The 16530-nt window shown below is 70.4% G+C and carries 18 protein-coding genes; 6 read left to right on the forward strand and 12 right to left on the reverse strand.

Going from position 1 to position 16530, the window contains the following annotated elements; genetic code table 11:
- Nucleotides 1-2: 2 nt before the first annotated feature.
- Nucleotides 3-1211: an FAD-dependent monooxygenase gene (locus tag KLK06_RS17715; RefSeq protein ID WP_214636563.1), complete on the reverse strand. Its 1209-nt coding sequence runs from the start codon at nt 1209-1211 to the stop codon at nt 3-5.
- A gap of 51 nt (nt 1212-1262) precedes the next feature.
- Nucleotides 1263-4427, reverse strand: coding sequence for a BTAD domain-containing putative transcriptional regulator (locus KLK06_RS17720; protein ID WP_308168306.1), 3165 nt, complete (start codon nt 4425-4427; stop codon nt 1263-1265).
- Between the two features lie 156 nt (nt 4428-4583).
- Here KLK06_RS17720 and KLK06_RS17725 point away from each other — a divergent pair, with 156 nt between their 5' ends.
- A complete protein-coding gene (locus KLK06_RS17725) occupies nt 4584-5087 on the forward strand; it encodes a hypothetical protein (RefSeq protein WP_214636565.1) in 504 nt (167 codons plus the stop codon).
- A 67-nt stretch (nt 5088-5154) separates the two neighbouring features.
- Here the strand turns inward: KLK06_RS17725 and KLK06_RS17730 are convergent, their stop codons facing one another.
- Nucleotides 5155-6105 carry an NAD-dependent epimerase/dehydratase family protein gene (locus KLK06_RS17730; RefSeq protein ID WP_214636566.1) on the reverse strand — a complete coding sequence of 317 codons (951 nt, stop codon included), beginning with the start codon at nt 6103-6105 and terminating at the stop codon, nt 5155-5157.
- Nucleotides 6106-6209: 104 nt separating this feature from the next.
- Here KLK06_RS17730 and KLK06_RS17735 point away from each other — a divergent pair, with 104 nt between their 5' ends.
- On the forward strand, nt 6210-6812 hold the full coding sequence (locus KLK06_RS17735) for a TetR/AcrR family transcriptional regulator (protein WP_214636567.1): 603 nt from the start codon (nt 6210-6212) through the stop codon (nt 6810-6812).
- 33 nt (nt 6813-6845) lie between these two features.
- Nucleotides 6846-7208 carry a hypothetical protein gene (locus tag KLK06_RS17740; RefSeq protein WP_214636568.1) on the forward strand — a complete coding sequence of 121 codons (363 nt, stop codon included), beginning with the start codon at nt 6846-6848 and terminating at the stop codon, nt 7206-7208.
- 48 nt (nt 7209-7256) lie between these two features.
- Here the strand turns inward: KLK06_RS17740 and KLK06_RS17745 are convergent, their stop codons facing one another.
- From KLK06_RS17745 to KLK06_RS17755, 3 genes are all read right to left on the reverse strand, one after another.
- Nucleotides 7257-7760 carry a DUF4396 domain-containing protein gene (locus KLK06_RS17745; RefSeq protein WP_250905550.1) on the reverse strand — a complete coding sequence of 168 codons (504 nt, stop codon included), beginning with the start codon at nt 7758-7760 and terminating at the stop codon, nt 7257-7259.
- Between the two features lie 314 nt (nt 7761-8074).
- The gene (locus KLK06_RS17750) at nt 8075-9025 is read right to left on the reverse strand and encodes a M56 family metallopeptidase (RefSeq protein WP_214636569.1); all 951 of its coding nucleotides are present in this window, start codon (nt 9023-9025) and stop codon (nt 8075-8077) included.
- Entirely contained in the window at nt 9022-9396 is a 375-nt protein-coding gene (locus KLK06_RS17755) for a BlaI/MecI/CopY family transcriptional regulator (protein WP_250905551.1), read from the reverse strand. The genes KLK06_RS17750 and KLK06_RS17755 overlap by 4 nt, the downstream gene beginning before the upstream one ends.
- Before the next feature lie 236 nt (nt 9397-9632).
- Between KLK06_RS17755 and KLK06_RS17760 the strand changes: the two genes are divergently transcribed.
- Together KLK06_RS17760 and KLK06_RS17765 are read left to right on the forward strand one after the other, a co-directional pair.
- Nucleotides 9633-10034, forward strand: coding sequence for a hypothetical protein (locus KLK06_RS17760; RefSeq protein ID WP_214636570.1), 402 nt, complete (start codon nt 9633-9635; stop codon nt 10032-10034).
- A 180-nt stretch (nt 10035-10214) separates the two neighbouring features.
- Nucleotides 10215-10718, forward strand: coding sequence for a DUF305 domain-containing protein (locus KLK06_RS17765; protein ID WP_250905552.1), 504 nt, complete (start codon nt 10215-10217; stop codon nt 10716-10718).
- A 49-nt stretch (nt 10719-10767) separates the two neighbouring features.
- On the opposite strand, the gene KLK06_RS63080 is transcribed toward KLK06_RS17765, so the two are convergent.
- The 4 genes from KLK06_RS63080 to KLK06_RS17780 form a co-directional block, all read right to left on the reverse strand.
- Nucleotides 10768-11244: an alpha/beta fold hydrolase gene (locus tag KLK06_RS63080; RefSeq protein ID WP_374197128.1), complete on the reverse strand. Its 477-nt coding sequence runs from the start codon at nt 11242-11244 to the stop codon at nt 10768-10770.
- Between the two features lie 20 nt (nt 11245-11264).
- Nucleotides 11265-11504, reverse strand: coding sequence for a 2Fe-2S iron-sulfur cluster-binding protein (locus KLK06_RS17770; protein WP_250905553.1), 240 nt, complete (start codon nt 11502-11504; stop codon nt 11265-11267).
- Between the two features lie 8 nt (nt 11505-11512).
- Nucleotides 11513-12931, reverse strand: a complete 1419-nt coding sequence (locus KLK06_RS17775; RefSeq protein ID WP_214636573.1) for a DHA2 family efflux MFS transporter permease subunit — start codon at nt 12929-12931, stop codon at nt 11513-11515.
- A gap of 209 nt (nt 12932-13140) precedes the next feature.
- Entirely contained in the window at nt 13141-13431 is a 291-nt protein-coding gene (locus KLK06_RS17780; RefSeq protein ID WP_214636574.1) for an antibiotic biosynthesis monooxygenase, read from the reverse strand.
- Nucleotides 13432-13491: 60 nt separating this feature from the next.
- On the opposite strand from KLK06_RS17780, the gene KLK06_RS17785 reads away from it, so the two are divergent.
- Nucleotides 13492-14124 (forward strand): TetR/AcrR family transcriptional regulator, encoded by a 633-nt coding sequence (locus KLK06_RS17785; RefSeq protein WP_214636575.1) that lies wholly within the window; start codon nt 13492-13494, stop codon nt 14122-14124.
- A gap of 21 nt (nt 14125-14145) precedes the next feature.
- Here KLK06_RS17785 and KLK06_RS17790 read toward each other — a convergent pair whose 3' ends face one another.
- Together KLK06_RS17790 and KLK06_RS17795 are read right to left on the reverse strand one after the other, a co-directional pair.
- A complete protein-coding gene (locus KLK06_RS17790) occupies nt 14146-15360 on the reverse strand; it encodes a hypothetical protein (RefSeq protein WP_214636576.1) in 1215 nt (404 codons plus the stop codon).
- Between the two features lie 90 nt (nt 15361-15450).
- The gene (locus KLK06_RS17795; RefSeq protein WP_214636577.1) at nt 15451-16467 is read right to left on the reverse strand and encodes a cation diffusion facilitator family transporter; all 1017 of its coding nucleotides are present in this window, start codon (nt 16465-16467) and stop codon (nt 15451-15453) included.
- Nucleotides 16468-16530: the final 63 nt, after the last annotated feature.

The following is a 16530-nucleotide window of genomic DNA, read 5'->3' on the forward strand; positions in this document are numbered from 1 at the left end:
CCTCAGTAGTTCTTGAGGGTGATGGCGTTCGCGGCGGCGTTGAGCGGCTTCAGGATCGGCCGCAGGGCCAGGTCCTTCCAGGGCAGGCGGCTGACCAGCCGCATCATGGTGGTCTGCATGAGGATCTGGCGGGTGCTGCCGGCCACCATCTGCTTGGCGTTGCTCTCGCCAAGGCTGAGGTTCACGTCGACGTATCCGCGCATCTCCTCCTGGTAGCGAGCGAACGCCACCCGGTGGTCGCCACCGGCGGCCTTCAGCTCGCCGGCCAGTACGTACGCGCCGACGAGCGCGAGGCTGGTGCCCTGCCCGGACAGCGGGGACGGGCTGTGCGCGGCGTCGCCGACCAGCGCCACCCGCCCGGCCGACCAGCGGTCCAGATGAACCTGGCTCGCGGAGTCGAAGTAGAAGTCGGGGGAGTGCGGCATGGCAGCCAGCAGGGTGGCGCTCTCCCAACCGGCGCCGGCGAAGGTCTCGGCGACCAGGCGCCGCTGGGCCGCGACGTCGCGACGGTCGGGCAGCACGGCGGGGCTGGGGAAGATGAACTGGGCCTTGGCGGCGGACTGGCGGGTGCTGTACAGGTTCACGACCTTGCCCGGCGTCGGGTAGATCAGCTCCCAGCGGTCGAGGCCGAGGTGGTTGGGCACCGTGAACACGCACGCGTGCATGCCGAGCGGGCGCACGAACTTCGACTCGTCGCCGAAGCCCCGGGCCCGCAGGTTCGAGTGCAGCCCGTCGGCGCCGATCACGAGGTCGAACATGCGCGGCGCGGCGCGCTCGAAGGTGACCATGACGCCGTCGTGGCTCTGGGTGAGCCCGGTGATGGAGTCGCCGAACAGGTACTCGACGCCGTGCTTGGTCGCGTCGTACACGATGCGGGCCAGGTCGCCGCGCAGCACCTCGTCGTCGCCGGGGGCGCGCAGGCCGATGAGGTCGGGGCCCAGGGTGGCGAGCGGCTTGCCGGCCTCGTTCACCCATGCCCCGCCACGCATCCGGGTGCTGTACCGGGTGATGGCCGGGGTGAGGCCCATCCGGTCGACGACGTCCATCGCCACGCCGCGCAGGTCGACCTTGTAGCCGCCTTCCCGCAGCTCCGGGGCCAGTTCCACGACGGTCGGGGTGAAGCCGTACCGGTGCAGCCAGTAGGCGAGGGCGGGACCGGCCACGCTGGCGCCGGAGATGAGGACTGTCTTGTTCGCGAGGTGCTGTGTCATGGCAGTAGCGTCGCCGGGCCCGCTTACCGAGGGCTCACCACGCGCTCACCGTCACTCACCGGCCAGCCCGAGCACCTCCTCGGCGGTCAGCCCACGGCCCCGGCGCCGTGCCTCGCCGTACCGGCCGGGCCCAAGCGCACGTGCGGCCCCGGCGGCCACCTCGGCCACTTCAGTCACATCGGCCTCCCCGGCTACCTCCCCGGCCATCTCCCTGGTCACGTCCTCGGTCACCCCGGCCGTCTCGTGGTCGGCGACCAGATCCGTCCCGCGCAGTGACGCTGCGGCGCCGATGAGTGTCGCGGCCCGCTCCGCGTCACCGGCCAGCAGCGCGGCCCCGGCGAGACCGTCCACCGCGTCCGCGGCGGCCGGCAGATTCCCGCCGCGCACGGCAGTCTCGAACGCGGCACGGTGGTGGGCGCGGGCCTGCGCGGCGTCCCCGTCCATGGCGGCCGCCCAGCCGAGCCCGGTGAGGATGCGGGCCCGAATCCGCTGCGCGGTGATCGAGGCATCCCCGCACCCGGCAAGCGCCGCCTCGTACAACTGCCGGGCCGTGCGCGGTTCGCCGGATCGCCGGGCGAGGTCGGCGAGGCCACGGCGGGCGTCGGCGAGCAGGTCCGGCGCGCCGACCGCGCGGGCGCACTCGGCCGCGCGCTCGTAGCCGGCTCGGGCAGCCGCGAGGTCGCCGTCCTCCGCCAGGAGGTCGGCACGGCGGGTGAGCAGGTCCGCGGTGTCCTCCGTACGGCCCAGCTCCTCGATGAGCGTGATGGCCTCATCCATCCACGCCACTGAGCGTGCCCGCTCCCCACGCGATGCCGCGATCCCGGCGAGCTTGTCCAGCGCGTTCGCGATCGCCCAGCGATCACCGGCCGACCGGAAACCGGCCAGCGCGGTCGTGAGCTCGGCCTCGGCCGCCGAGGTCTGCCCGCCGAGCAGCAGCCGCAGGCCGTCGCCCATGCGCAGGAACGCCTGTGACCACGGGTCGGTGTCGAACAGCCGGTGCTGCCGCGTGGGGTCGACGTCGACCAGGCGTCCGGCCACCGCGAGCAGGAACACGACGTGGGGCCGCCGCAGCGGCCGGTCGTACGCGGCGAGGCCGGCGGCGGCGCGGTCCAGGTGGTCGCGCAAACCGGCGTCGGTACCGTTGCCGGTCGCGGCGGCGGTCACCACGCAGCACGCGTACTCCTCGGCCTCTTCAGCCGGAAACCCATCACCCAGCTCGCCGAGCAGCCGGGCGGCAAGTGGGGCGACCTCGCCACGCAGGCCGCGCAGCCACCAGAACCAGGACAGGGCCGCGAGCAGCCGCGACGCCAGCGGCGGGTCGGCGGTGACGGCCCAGCCCAGTGCGGCCAGCAGGTTGCCGTGCTCCGCGCCCAGCCGGTCGAGCCAGTCCAGTTGGTCGGGTCCCCGCAGGTGGTGGTCGGCGACTTCGGCCAGCGCGGTGAAGCACTCCGCGTGCGCCCGCAGGCATTCCGCCCGCTCCCCGGTCTCGGCGAGCCGCTCCGCGCAGTACGCGCGCACTGTCTCCAGCATCCGGTACCGGCCGTCGTGCGCCTCGACCAGCGACTTGTCCACCAGCCCGGCCAGTACACCCGCCACATCGTCGTACCCGACCGGCCCGTCCAGGCCACAGACCTGCTCCGCGTCCGTCAGGGTGGCGCCGCTGGCGAACACGGTGAGCCGGCGCGCGAGCGCCTGCTCATGCGCGTCGAGCAGCCCCCAGCTCCAGTCGACCACCGCGCGCAGCGTCTGATGCCGGGGCGCCGCGGTGCGCTCGCCGCGCGACAGCAGCCGGAACCGGTCGGCCAGCCGCGCGTCCACCTCCTCCAGGGTGAACGAGCGCAGCCGGGCCGCCGCCAGCTCGATGGCCAGAGGCAGCCCGTCCAGGGCGGCGCAGATCCGCCGCACCGCGCCGATCGTGGCGGCGTCCACGACGAACCCGTGCCGTACGGCGGCGGCTCGGTCGGCGAACAGCCGCACCGCCGGGCAGGCCAGCGCTTCGGCGAGCGTGGCGTCGGGTCCGGGCACGGCCAACTGCCCGACCGGGAACAGGACCTCGCCGGTGATGCCGAGCGCCTCCCGGCTGGTGGCCAGGATCCGCAGCGCGGGGCAGGCGGCCAGAAGCCAGTGCGCGAGCCCGGCCGCGCCCGCGATGACGTGCTCGCAGTTGTCCAGAATCACCAGCACCGGCCGGTCGGCCAGCGCCGCGACGAGCCGATCCGCCGGCGGTCCCGACTCGCGGAGACCCAGCGCGGCGGCCACGGCCGGCGCCACCTGCGCCCCGTCGCTCAACGGGGACAGGTCGACGAAGCACACCTCCCCGGACATTCGGCCGCTCGCCTCCACCGCCAGCCGCGTCTTGCCGGTGCCGCCCGAACCGGTCAGCGTGACCAGCCGTGACCCGGCCAGCAGCGTCGCGAGCCGGCGGAGCTCCTCCGCCCTGCCGACGAAGCTGGTGAGCTGGGCCGGCACCCGCCGGACCGCCGCGGTGGCCGTCGCTTCCGCGCGCAGGATGGACAGGTGCGCTTCGGCCAGCTCGGCGGACGGGTCGACGCCCAGCTCGTCGCCCAGGAATCGGCGGGCCTCCTCGAACACGGTGAGCGCTTCCGCCTGCCGGCCACCGGCGTAGAGGGCCCGCATCAGCAGCGCCCGTGCCCGCTCGCGCAACGGGTGCGCCTCGACCAGTTCCGCCAGTTCCGCGGCCACCGTGTGGTGCTCGCCCAGGGCCAGTGCGGCCTCGGCCCGGTCCTCCATCGCCGCCAGCCGTTCCTCCAGCAGCCGGGCTGCTGCCGCCTCCGCGAACGGCGCGTCCAGTACGTCCGCGAGCGCCGGCCCGCGCCACAGGTCCAACGCCTCACCCAGCAACACCGCGGCCCCCGCCGGGTCCCCGCCGGCCAGCGCGTGCCTGCCCTGACCGGCGAGCCGGGCGAACCGGTGCGCGTCCACCGCGTCGAGGTCGACCGAGAGCCGGTAGCCCGCCGATCCGAACTCCACGGCGGGTCCGTCACGCAGACCTCGCCGGAGCCGGGAGACCTGCGACTGCAGCGCGTGCGCCACGTCGGCGTGCGCGTCCTCGCCGTACAGCCCGGCGGCCAGCCGGCCGACGCTCACCGCCCGGCCGGCCTCCAGCAGCAGCATCGCCAGCAGCGACCGCATCTGTGGACCGCCCACCGCCACCGGGTCCCCATCGGGCAGATGCGCCTCAACAGGTCCCAACACGCCGAACCGCATCAACAGCCCCCGGCTTCGCACATGCCGACAATTATGCCAATCGTGCCTCTCGGCTCCGTCCGGTCGTACGCACCGCAGGCACTCCACCTCGCGGGGATCTCGTGCTAGCTTTTCTATATCTTCCTAGTAGGAAAAGTGGGGATTATGAGCGCTGATCTCGCCGCCGGTCATCAGGCGTACAAGCCGGAAGAGTGCGCCGAGCTCGCCCGCCGGGCCGCGGAGTCCGTCGACATCGGCGAGCTGCCGCGGAGCGGGCCCGGGGGTTATGTGCTGCTGTGGTCGGACGAGCGGTCCATCGCCTGGCTCAACACGTGGTGGGAGGCTCGCGACACCGGCTTCCACGACCACGACGGATCGGCGGTCGGCGTGTACGTCCTGGCGGGCAGGGTGTCCAACGAGGGACTCCCGATCGAAGGCACGCGGCGCGTCGGGTTTTACGGAGCGGGCGAGTCGTTCTCCTTCCCCGGAACCGGCATCCACCGGATGGATCACGAGGCGGGCGCGATCACGATCCACGTCTACTCGCCACCGCTGCGCGGCATCGGGCACTACGAGGTGGTGGACGGGTTCCTGCGGCGCACCCCCGGCTCCCCCGATGAGGCCTCACCACCGAGCCCGGGCCTGCGCGAGGCGCTCGGCGTCGGCTGACACTTCTCCCGCGACAGCACTACCAGCGAGGCTCTGGTCGACCACGAAGCGGTCGCTCCCACGCCGTTCACGGTGTGAGGTTCGCGCGGTACCAGTCGAGGGTGGCGGCGATGGCGTTGGCATGCGGTGTCGCGATGAACGGGCCGAAGGTGCGGGTGAACTTCGAGGCGTCGGCCACGAAGGGGCGCTCGCGCTGGTACCAGGTCTCGCCGAGGGCGCGGACGGTGGGATTCACCATTCCGATGATGCGTTGCATGGGGCGGCCGAGGGCTGCTGTTCTGCCGGGTCGGCCTAACTCGGCGAAGACCAAGTCGAGGAACTGCCTGCCGGTCACGGGCGGTGCCGCCGGCAGGTGCCAGGCCTGGCCGTCGGCCCGCCCGTCGTTGCCGAGCAGCACCAGCCCTTTGGCGATGTCGGGCAGGTAGCTGAGTGAGTGGGGCTGGTCGAGTGGACCGACCCAGCGGGCGACCTTCCCGCCGAGCGCGGCGGCGAACACGGTCGTACCGGCGATGGTGTTGACGCCGCCGGGGCCGTAGTAGTCGGGGGCTCTGCCGATGGCGACGCGCAGGGAGCCGGAGCGGTGCGCCGCCAGGAGCGCCTGGGCCATCTCGGCGCGGACGCGGCCCTTGGGGTTGCGGGCGGCATACGGCATGTCCTCGGTCATGGGGCTGCTGACGGGGCCGTACATGTACAGGTTGTCGGCGAAGACCAGTTTGGCGCCCGCGGCGGCCGCGCCCTGGGACACCGCGTCGGTCAGGTGGGGGAACTCCTGCACCCACCGGTCATAAGCGGGGGCGGCGCAGTGGTAGACGACATGGGCGCCGTCACAGGCGGTCTTGGCGCCGGCGGGTGTGGTGATGTCGCCTTGGTGGACCTCGACACCGGGCAGCGCCGGGATCCGGCCGCTGCGGTTGACCGCGCGGACGCGGTGTCCCTGGGAGACGAGTTCGCGGAGCACAGAGCCGCCCACGGCGCCGCCGGCGCCGAGGACGACATGCAGGTCGGATACAGCGGGCACAGCGGCCTCCTCGAGTGGTTCTCCCCAGGGTCGTGTGATCGGCCGCGGGGAGCGGAACAGTTTCGTAATGCTGTTATGAAACATGGTTACGGTATGCTTGTCAAATGGCCCGCCCACGCACACGCGACTACGACGAGTTGCGCCGAGACCTCCTGGACGCAGCCGGACGACTGCTCGCTGAGGAAGGCCCGCAGGCGCTGAGCACAAGACGAGTGGCCCAGGAAGTCGGTACGTCCACCACGGCCGTGTACAACCTCTTCGGCGACAAAGCCGGCCTGCTGCGCGCGATGTTCCTGGAAGGGTTCGCCCGGCTCGGCCAGCAGTTCGCCATGGTGCCGCGCGATGGCGACCCAGAGAACGATCTGATGGCCCTCGGATACGCCTATCGGGCCGCCGCTCTGGCCAACCCTCACCTGTACGAGCTGATGTTCGGACGGCCCATCGCGGACTTCCGGCCCGACGAGGCGGCCCTGGCGCAGATCCAGGGGACGTTCGACACCCTGGTCGGCGCCGTCGCGCGGTGCATCGATGCGGGGCGGTTCGCCCCGTCCGACCCCTACGACGTCGCGGTCCACCTCAACGCCCTGGTGCACGGACTGGCGAGCCTGGAACTTCAGGGCGCCCTGGCCGACCGCGAGCAGGCCGACCGTCACTGGCGCATCGCCCTGGAGGCCACCTTCCGCGGCCACCGCGCCACCCTGGCGTGACGTCGATATCAGGGGTGACGGTACGACTCCAATGTGTGCCTCACCATCACCGCACTCGGCAACGGTAGGTATGCCGCCGAAATCGGCCTGGACTACCGCATCGGCCAGGATGACGCCCAGGCGATCATCGACGCCATCGGTGACCCCGTCAGCGCCACCGTGCTCGACGACGACGGCGGGGTCTTGAGAACGTTGTTCGTCACCCCCATCTTCGTCCAGGGCGCTTCACCGGACGCCGGATACAGCGTCGGCGCCCGCGCCGAGGGTCCGGGAGGCCTGCTGAACGTAGATTCCGGCATCGACACGCTGCGCGGCCGGGTCACGATGTACGACCCGCGCACGGGGACGACTCGGACCTTCACCACACCGGTGGTGTCGATAACCATCGTCGCCTAGCGAATTTGAGCGGTGCCCAGCACGAGCCCCCGATGCAGGTCGGGGGGCTCAGTGGTGGTAGGCGTGGACCACCGCATGGCCCTTGCCCTTGCCGATGATCCATTTGTTGATCGGCGTGGTGACCAGGAAGGCGATCACCAGGGACAGCGCCAGGGCGCCCCAGAACAGTCCGGAGGCCAAGGTGGCGTTCATGGCGCCGGGGATGACGAGCATCACGCCGTTGTCCACGATCTCCATCACGATGATCGACACGGTGTCGGCGGCCAGCGCCAGCTTGATCGCGGTGCTCCAGTTCACGCCTGCCCGGCGGAGCGGCAGCAGCGTCAGCAGGTAGCCGAAGAAGAAGGCGAGCACCACGGCTATGGCGATCGACGGGGCCGCGCTCCAGCCAAGTGCGGTGGCGATCACCAGGCCGAGGATCTCACCGATGGCACACCCGGTCAGGCAGTGCAGGGTCGCCGACGCCGCCGTCGACCACGACGCTTTGCCGGGTTGGGCGGCGGGTCCATGTCCCTCGGGGTGTGGCATGTGCTGGTGGTGCTGCTCGCTCATGAAGTACTCCCAAGTTAACTGACTTGCCTCCAAGCTATACCCCCCACGGGTATTCAGGCAAGCGGGAGGGAGGCACCTTGTCGATGGCGGCTCGCTGTGGTTCAGCCGCGGATCGATGCAGGCGGCGCGGGTCGTGGCGCCTGCATCGGACCCGCACCCGGGTCATGTCGACCGCATGGCCAAGACTGAAGCTGGCTACCGAAGGGGGGTATGAAGGACACGGTCAGATGGCCCCGGTATGTCGGCGGACGCCGGGTGTCCGCCGCCCAGGAAGGTCTGCGGGGCCGCTGATCGTGAAGCCCAGGTGATCCGGCTCAGAGGCTGAGGAGGGAGTGGCAGTGGTGGGCGAGGAACGCGCTCACACCGGGAACGGCGGCCAAGATGGCCGGGCCCGCCAGCAACAGCGTGACCGCGACCCGCCCGGCGAGACGTTCTCGCCGGGCGAGTGGCGCCTCCGGGTTCAACATCCGGCGGACGCGGGTCAGGGCCGTCTGGCCGCCCGCGCCCAAGGCGAAGGCCGGTACCCGTCCGGTCGCGAGCCTGACCAGGGCCGCGGCGATGTGCACGCGCGGATGACGGCGGGCCGCGACGTCGTCGGCCAGGAGTTCGACCAGTCGGGCGATCTCGGCCTGCGCGCGTACGAACAGCGGGACGCCGGGGAAGGCCCGCAGCAGGGCCTCGGTGCCGGCCAGGACCAGATGATGCCGCCCGCGCAGGTGGGCCTGCTCGTGCGCGAGCACGGCGGCGACGTGCTCGGGAGCCAGAGACCGCAGCGCGCCGGTGGTGATGACGGCCTTGCCGTTCCTGCCGGGCAGGCAGTACGCCATGCATTCCTCGTAGTCGACCACGACCGCGCCCAGTTCGCCGTCGTGCCGTCCGAGCAGGGCGAGCGCCTCGGCGTGCCGCCGCCTTTCCCGGCGGGCGCCGAGCAGGACCGCCCCGCCGGTATAGAGCACCCGCGCCACGAGAAGCCCGGCGGCGGCGAGGCCCACGCGCGTGCTCGTGGTGCTCAGCGTCGCTCCGTCGCCGAGCAGGGCGGCGCAGGCCTCGAACAGTTCGGCGAGCTCATGCCCCACCACCGAGGCGGGCACGGCCACGGCGAACGCCGACAGCAGCGCCGAGATGATCACCGAAATGCTCGCCGCCTGCCACATCGCGATCGCCAGCCGAGGTGCACGGTCCGCCCAGGTGGCCCGCCTCAGGAGTCGCGGGAGAACCAGGGCCGCGAAAACGCAGTACGACGCGAGGATCGCTGCCACGATCATGACCGGCGTCCCTTCGGCGGGTAGACCTGGAGTGCCGCATCCAGGGCGTTCGCCTCTTCAGGGGTGAGCCGTTCGAGGAAGTGCACCAGCGTGGCCGCCCGGTTTCCGCTCCTGGACAGCGAATCGCGCATCACCTCAGCGGTGTAGGCCTCCTTGGAGGACACCGTCTCGTAGACGTAGGCCCGGCCGACCGGCTCGCGCTTGAGCAGGCCCTTGGTGTGGAGCTTGTCCATCACGGTCATCACCGTCGTATAGGCGATGGTGCGTTCCCGTTGGAGATGTTCCAGTACGTCCCTGACCGAGGCGGGCGCGTTGGTGGCCCACATACGATCCATGATCGTGGACTCGAGCTCTCCCAGGCGGCGCACCATCTGACCATCTCCTCTGGCTGTCGTCCGCCTGATGCTACCGGCGATCGTAGATACGCTTCGGGCTCGCCCGATGGCCTCCGGCGACCGTACGTGCTTCGTCGGAGGGCCGCGAGCTGACCCGTGGGCGGGCATCGCGGTTGGGCGCGGTGATGTCGGCGCGCTTGACGCCTGACCTACGACCCATCGTAGTAAGCTGGCGGGACTCGGACAGTTTCCGGTTCGTTCCAGGGGAGCCAGTGGGAGTTCTGCGGCAGGGCCTCGCGTTGCGGGTCGCGCGTGGCTTCCTGCTCGTCGTTCTCTCTTTGGGCGTGTGCGGCATGCATACGCTGGGCCATCTTGATGGTCGACATGGCGACCCCTCGACCGGCATGCATGGCATCAGCGCCGACATCGAAACCCTTCCGGCGGGACTCCAGGTGTTCGCGCCTGGCCGAGATATGCCGGGGTTCGATCCGACGAGCGTGTGCTTGGCGGTACTGACCTCTCTTCTGCTCATGGTGCTGATGACCGCCTGGGTTCGATCGAGGCGGGCAGTCACCGGCATCGACGGGCCGCTCTCACCTGTCCGGCAGGTCGCCAGGCCGCCGCCGGAGCCCACCTCTCTGCGCCTGGCACGTCTCTCTCTGCTGCGCATATAGGCCGATGACCACGCGCGGATGGGCTCCGAGGCTGTCCGCAAAGGCCGACAGTTCTGACAACAGAGAGAACAAGTAACCATGCCTATCAACCACAAGACTTCGCTCATCATCGCCGCGGGCGCGCTCGCCCTGCTGACCGCGTGCGGAGGCAACGGCGAGCCCATGGCCGGAAGCGACGGGATGGGCAGCACCGTGCCTGCCACCACCACGCCCAGCGCGCAATCGTCGCCCAGCTTCAACGACGCGGATGTGATGTTCGCGCAGATGATGATCCCGCATCATGAACAGGCGGTCGAGATGGCCGACATGGCGCTGATGCGCGCGAGCGACTCGGAGGTCGAGGAGCTCGCGGCGAAGATCAAGTCCGCTCAGGATCCGGAGATCCAGACCATGAAGGGCTGGCTGACCGAGTGGGGCAAGCCCGTGTCCTCCGGCGGTATGGGGCATGACATGCCCGGCATCATGTCCGAGGAGGACATGAAGAAGCTCGACGCGGCCAAGGGCAAGGCCTTCGACAAGCTGTTCGCCCAAATGATGATCGCCCATCACAAGGGCGCGATCGGCATGGCCCGCACGGAGCAGGCCAACGGCTCCAACCCGAAGGCCAAGGAGCTCGCCAAGAGGATAGAAACCTCCCAGCAGGCCGAGGTGGCGCAGCTGCAGAAGGTCGTCGATCGGCTCTGATCCAGGGAGCTGTCCAGGCGTCACAAGCGCCTGGGCAGCAGGAAGGGGGTCAATCGTCGATACGTCTGATCAGGACCATCCATCGTACGGATCGCTCGACCCTCAGCATGGTCGCCCGGTTGTGCGGTGATCTCATCTCCGTGGCTGCCTCGCACGCCAGGGCATAGGGAATGCGATCACGGTGGACAAAGGATTTACGCAGCAGGTGCCGTACTGACGCCAGGGGCATGAGTCGCACGGCAAGTTCGCCGATGAGCGGCAGCCGCATGAGACGAAACTCCCACACATCGCGGACGTCGAGCCCCGCGGGAGCCAGCAGCGCCAGGCGGCTGACTCTGGCCGGGAACAGCTCCGCGAAACGCAGGGCGAACCCGCCGCCCCACGAGTGGCCGACGATGGCGACCTCTGGCAGGTCCAGGGCGTTCAGGAACGCTGCGATGGAGGAGGGCCGGATCCGGCCCTGCGGTAGCGGAACCGGGCCATGGAGGTGTCCACGTAGAGATCGCTCATAGCGATAGCCGACTATTTTGCATAGTAGATCTGGCCTTACATCAGCTTGTCGGGCGTGATGGGAAGATCGCGCACCCGCTTGTTCCTGATCTCGGCGTCGGTGAGCGCCGCGGGGCCGCCGTGTTCGGCTGACACGGCGCTCGGCATTCCGGCACGGTGCTCCACAAGCATGGCGACGGTCGAGCAGATCTGCCCCGACGTGCAGTATCCGCACTGCAATCCGTCATGGGCCAGGAAGGCGTCCTGCACCCGGCTGCCCACCTCGTGGGCGGCCATGCGACTGGTCAGTGGGCGTGTACGCCGGCGGGGACCTGGGCCTTGCCCCTGGGCACCAGCACCAGCGCGATGATCGCGGCGGCCCCCGCGGCGATGGCGCATGCCGTGTAGGCGGCGGTGAATCCGGCCGTCGAAGCGTGCTCGATGCCGACGGCCGCGATCGTGGACACGACCGCCGTGCCGATGGACCCGCCGACCTCATGGAAGGTGTTGACCACACCGGATGCCAGCCCGGCCTCGTGGTGCGCGACGAACCCGAGCGCCGTCGTGGTGGCGGCGACGAACACCAGCACCACGCCGGCGGCGCCGATGGTCAGCCCGATCACGATGCCCGCCGTACCCTCCGACAACGCCAGCACCACGGCACCGGCCCCGGCGACGAGGAGCCCGCCCACCGCGGACACCCGCGCGCCGAGATGCCCGATGAGGCGCCCCGCCAGATGCCCGGTGACAGCGGTCCCCACCGCGACCGGCAGGAAAAGGATCCCGGCGGTGAGCGCGGACTGCCCCTGTACGCGCTGCAGGTACAGCGAACCGAGGAAGACGGAGCCCAGCAGCAGGGCGGTGCCGATCAGCATGAGGAACGCGCCGGTGGCGACGGGGCGGCGGGCCAGAATGCGCACGTCCATCAGCGGCTCCTGAACAGCCCGCTCGACCAGTGCGAACGCGGCATAACCAACCACGGCCCCGGCCAGCGCGCCCAGCGTGGCCAGGCTTCCCCAGCCCGCCTCTCCGGCGTTGACCAGACCGTAAATGAGCGCCGCTGTCGCCCCCGTGACCAGCACGGCGCCAGGCAGGTCCACCCGCCGTCGCACCTGCGGCCGGTCGGCGGCGACCACGCGTGGCAGCCAGGCCAGTACGGCCAGCCCGACGGGCACGTTGATGAAGAACACCCACCGCCAGCCCGGCCCGGCCGCGAGCACGCCGCCGAGGATCGCGCCGACGGCGAACCCCACGCCGCCCAGAGCAGCCCAGATGCCCAGCGCCTTGTTCCGCTCGGCTCCGTGGAACGTCCGCGTGAGCGTGGCCAGCGCCGAGGGGGACAGCAGAGCGGCGCCGACGCCCTGGGCGAGCCTGCCGCCGATCAACATGGGGCCACCGGTGGCCAAGCCGGTCACCAGCGAGGCGAGGACGAAGACGATCAGGCCGGTCAGCAGGATGCGGCGGGCCCCGAACGTGTCGCCGAGCCGCCCGCCCAGCAGCATGAGCCCGCCGAAGCACAGCGTGTACGAGGTGACCGCCCAGGTGAGCGGGACACGGTCGAGATGCAGGTCGGCGCCGATGCTGGGCAGCGCCACGTTGATCACGGTGACGTCCAGGATCAGCATGAACTGCGCCACGCACAGCAGGACCAGAGCCGGCCAGCGCCGTGGGTCCGTCGCCTCCGCTTGGTCCGGCGAGTGGGCGAGATGAGGGGCGTGAGCCACGAGATCTCCTTAATATGAACAGCGATGTACGAGTTATCGTAGACGACTTTCCGATGAACTTGAACATGCATGTTCAACTTAGACCCGTCGCGCTTCCATGATCACCTTTCCGACGCCCTTTGATCGGCTTACTGCCGCACTCCTACATAGCCAGGGCGGTGGCCATGCGGGGTGGCCCGGCCCCGGGGTTCCGGGGCCGGGGCGGGCGGTCAGAGCTCGTCGAGAATTTCGATGTCCTCCGCGGTGACCTCGCGGGCCACCGCGAACGCCTCGGTGGCCGCGGCGGTGCCGGGCAGCGTCTGGCGGGCCGTTCGCAGGCTGGCGGCCGAGTCCCAGCGCCAGACGCCGACCCACGTCTGGTCGTCGAGCCGGCCGAGGCGCGCTTCGGTGAGGCCGGACAGCTCGGCCCGGATGGCGGAGACCAGAGCGGTGTGCCGGGCCCGAACCTGGTCGGCGTCGGCGGGATCGGCCTGGAAGCGGGTGACACTGACGATCGACATGGTTGTAGCTTCTCTCTAGAGTTGGCTTCTAGTGGCTGAATCTAGAGATAAGCTCTAGCCATGAGCGATGTCAAGCCACCGAACAAGCGGGCGCAGAAGGCGAGGCAGACGCGTCGGCGCATCCTGGGCGCGGCGCTGGAGCTGTTCGTGCGGGACGGGTACGGCGCGACGAATCTTCAGGACGTCGCCGACCAGGCCGGGGTCGCGGTGCAGACGATCTACTTCGTCTTCGGCAACAAACGCGCCCTGCTGAAGGAGCTGGTCGATGTCACGATCGCGGGTGATGACGAGCCGGTGGCCACGATGGACCGGCCGTGGTACGCCGCAGCGCTGGCCGCCGGCACCGCCCAGGACATGCTGCGCGCCTACGTCGCGGGCACGACCGCGGTTCTGGAGCGGGTCGCGCCGATCGGCAAGGTCCTGGCGGCGGCGGTCGCGAGCGACCCGGAAGTCGCCGCCCTGTGGTCGCACGACGTCGATCCGCGGTACGTCGTCCAGCAAGGGGCGGCCAAGGCGCTGGCCGGCAAGCCGGGCGCGCGCGCGGAGACCTCGGTGGAGGAGGCCGCCGATCTGCTGTACGGCCTGCTCAGCCCCGAGCTGTACCTGCTGTTCGTGAACGAGCGGGGCTGGCCGCGTGAGCGCTGGGAGCGGTGGGTCTTCGACACCCTGCGTGGCCGGCTCTGCTCGGATTAGGGCTTGTCCTCGAGGTTCTGCTCAGTCTCCGTGCAGGCCGTCGGGGTCGCAGTAGTCGACTTGGTTCGTCGGCTTGAAGTTGGACACGATGATCTCGCGTTTGAACGGGCCGCCGCGTGGCACGTCCTCGGCCGACACCTCGTACGTGAACTGCTGCATCGTCCGAAGCCGGGTGCCGCCGATGACGACCGGGCGTCGGACCAGATAGATGGCGGCCCATGGGCAGCAGTAGTAGCTGCCGTACGGCCTGCCCCCGGCGTCGGTGGCGTAGGTGATGGCGCCACCGGTGAACGCGGCATCGATCTCGGCCTGGATGCGCAGGGTGCGGGCCGGGTCGGGGTCGTACTCCCACATCTCCTTGATCGCTTGCCGGGCACGCGGATCCGCCTGCCATACACCGCGCTTCTGCGGGTCGGTCAGGCACCAGGGGTCGAAATTGCGGGTGTTCACCGGCGGCACCGCAGCGGGAGGCATGGCCCGTCTCGCGTCCACCCCTTTGTAGCCGGCGATGAGTTGCGGCATCGCGGTCAGCTGGCCGAGGTGGTAGTAGATCTCCAGCGCCCGCTGCAGCCGCTGCTCGATCGCCTCGTGCATCCGCGAGTTCGGGGCGGTGTCCAGCAGCCCTTCGGCGTAGTCGGCGGCGGTCGCGGCCTCGGCGACGAGTTGCCTGAGCCGCTGCAACGCGGTCAGGTGCCGGTCGGCGTCGGCGACCGTCTGCTCGAAGACGCCGAGTGCGACCTCGGCGTGCTGGCGGATGGCGCGGGACGCGGCGAGCATGCCGTGCAGGTGCGGCAGCGGACATGGGCTGGCCTCGGCCCACTCCGGCAGGTCGGCCGGGAGGAGTAACTCCTTCTCCACCAGGTAGCCGGGGTTGCCCGCCGCCTGCCGCGCCCGCGACACCCAGCCCTCGACCTGCGCGAAGCACGCGCCCACCTGGTGGGCGGTCACCGGCGGCACGAATCCGGAGGTGCGGGGGTCGGCGGCGTAGTCGGCATCCAGCAGGTGCTCGCCGATGGTCTGGAGGACGAAGGCGTTCCACACGCACAGCAGTTGCCCGGCCGCCCCCTGCGGACCGTGCCACAGGTTCACCCCGTCCTGGGCCAACCGGCGCCGGAGGCTTTCCGCCTGCTCCAGCTCGGTGTACACGATCCCGCCCGCCCGCCGGTACGCTTCGAGCTCATCGGCCCGGACTTCCCCCTTGAGGGCAGCGGCCATCCGCGTCATCAACGTCCCCATGCGATCCCCTGTCCCCTGTCCCCGTGCGCCGTCCGTCGTAGCGTAAGTCGGGATATGGGCGGTGATCTCTGACTAACCCAAACATTTTGATCACGGGTCGACAGGCAGATCCTTCGGCTGTGGCACCGAGGTTCCCTTGTGCGAGGGGCCGTGCGGGTCGGCGCAGTGCGCGTCCGCCTCGCCGATGGTCAGCAGCTCGGGCGGGGCGTGGTCGACCTGCAGGGTGGTGTGTTCGATGGCGTAGGTGTCGTGCAGCAGCCGCTCGGCGGCCACGCGTATGGCATGGCAGTCGGCCCCCGGCGTGACCAGGATGTGCGCCGACAAGGCCGCGTAGCCGGAGGTGACCTCCCAGACGTGCAGGTCATGGACCTCGACGACGTGGTCCAGGGCGGCCGCCCGCTGGCCGATCTCGGCGGGGTTCATGCCCACGGGCGCGGCTTCCATGAACACCCGGCCGGCGTCGCGCACCAGCCCCCACCCTGCCTTGAGCATCAGCCCCGCCACCACCAGGGCGGCGATCGCGTCGGCCTGCGCCCAGCCGGTCAGCCACACCACCGCGCCCGCCACCGTGGTGGCGATGAAGGCGAACAGGTCGTTGAGGATGTGCTGGTAGGCGCCCTCGACGTTCAGGCTGGAGCGGTTGGCGCGCGACAGCAGCCAGGTGGCCGCCAGGTTGACGGCGATCCCGGCCAGTCCGGTCACCACCACGTACAGGCCCTCCACCGGGGAGGGTTCGATGATCCGGCGGATGCCTTCGTAGATGAAGTACGCACTCAACAGCAGCAGCGTGATGCCATTGACCTGGGCCGAGATGATCTCGGCCCGCTTCAGCCCGTAGGTGAAGCCACCCTGCGGAGGCCGGGCGGCGATGCGCATCGCGATCAGGGCGAAGACGATGGCCACCGCGTCGGTCAGCATGTGCCCGGCGTCGGAGATCAGCGCCAGCGACTGCGCCACCAGGCCGACGACGACCTCGACCGCCATGAAGCCGACGATCAGTGCCAGCGCGCCGCCCAGGTAACGGCGATCGGCGTCCACGCTGACGGCGTGCCCGTGACCGTGCCCATGACCGGGCCCCTGTCCGCCGTGGTGATGCTCTTCCGCCATGATGTCCTCTCAAGCCAATATATGAACAGATGCTCAGATGTGAGAGTCGCAGGACTGCCGTCG

Source organism: Nonomuraea sp. NEAU-A123, from assembly GCF_018603905.1.
In the GTDB taxonomy this organism is placed as follows: Bacteria; Actinomycetota; Actinomycetes; order Streptosporangiales; family Streptosporangiaceae; genus Nonomuraea.

What these genes read in the sequence shown, in the direction of transcription:
- KLK06_RS17715 (WP_214636563.1), bottom strand. Translation starts at nt 1,211, where the DNA reads ATGACACAGCACCTCGCGAACAAGACAGTCCTCATCTCCGGCGCCAGC.
- KLK06_RS17770 (WP_250905553.1), bottom strand. Translation starts at nt 11,504, where the DNA reads ATGGCCGCCCACGAGGTGGGCAGCCGGGTGCAGGACGCCTTCCTGGCC.
- KLK06_RS17735 (WP_214636567.1), top strand. Translation starts at nt 6,210, where the DNA reads ATGGCCCGCCCACGCACACGCGACTACGACGAGTTGCGCCGAGACCTC.
- KLK06_RS17725 (WP_214636565.1), top strand. Translation starts at nt 4,584, where the DNA reads ATGAGCGCTGATCTCGCCGCCGGTCATCAGGCGTACAAGCCGGAAGAG.
- KLK06_RS17755 (WP_250905551.1), bottom strand. Translation starts at nt 9,396, where the DNA reads ATGGTGCGCCGCCTGGGAGAGCTCGAGTCCACGATCATGGATCGTATG.
- KLK06_RS17750 (WP_214636569.1), bottom strand. Translation starts at nt 9,025, where the DNA reads ATGATCGTGGCAGCGATCCTCGCGTCGTACTGCGTTTTCGCGGCCCTG.
- KLK06_RS17790 (WP_214636576.1), bottom strand. Translation starts at nt 15,360, where the DNA reads ATGGGGACGTTGATGACGCGGATGGCCGCTGCCCTCAAGGGGGAAGTC.
- KLK06_RS17785 (WP_214636575.1), top strand. Translation starts at nt 13,492, where the DNA reads ATGAGCGATGTCAAGCCACCGAACAAGCGGGCGCAGAAGGCGAGGCAG.
- KLK06_RS17765 (WP_250905552.1), top strand. Translation starts at nt 10,215, where the DNA reads ATGGGCAGCACCGTGCCTGCCACCACCACGCCCAGCGCGCAATCGTCG.
- KLK06_RS17795 (WP_214636577.1), bottom strand. Translation starts at nt 16,467, where the DNA reads ATGGCGGAAGAGCATCACCACGGCGGACAGGGGCCCGGTCATGGGCAC.
- KLK06_RS17780 (WP_214636574.1), bottom strand. Translation starts at nt 13,431, where the DNA reads ATGTCGATCGTCAGTGTCACCCGCTTCCAGGCCGATCCCGCCGACGCC.
- KLK06_RS17745 (WP_250905550.1), bottom strand. Translation starts at nt 7,760, where the DNA reads ATGAGCGAGCAGCACCACCAGCACATGCCACACCCCGAGGGACATGGA.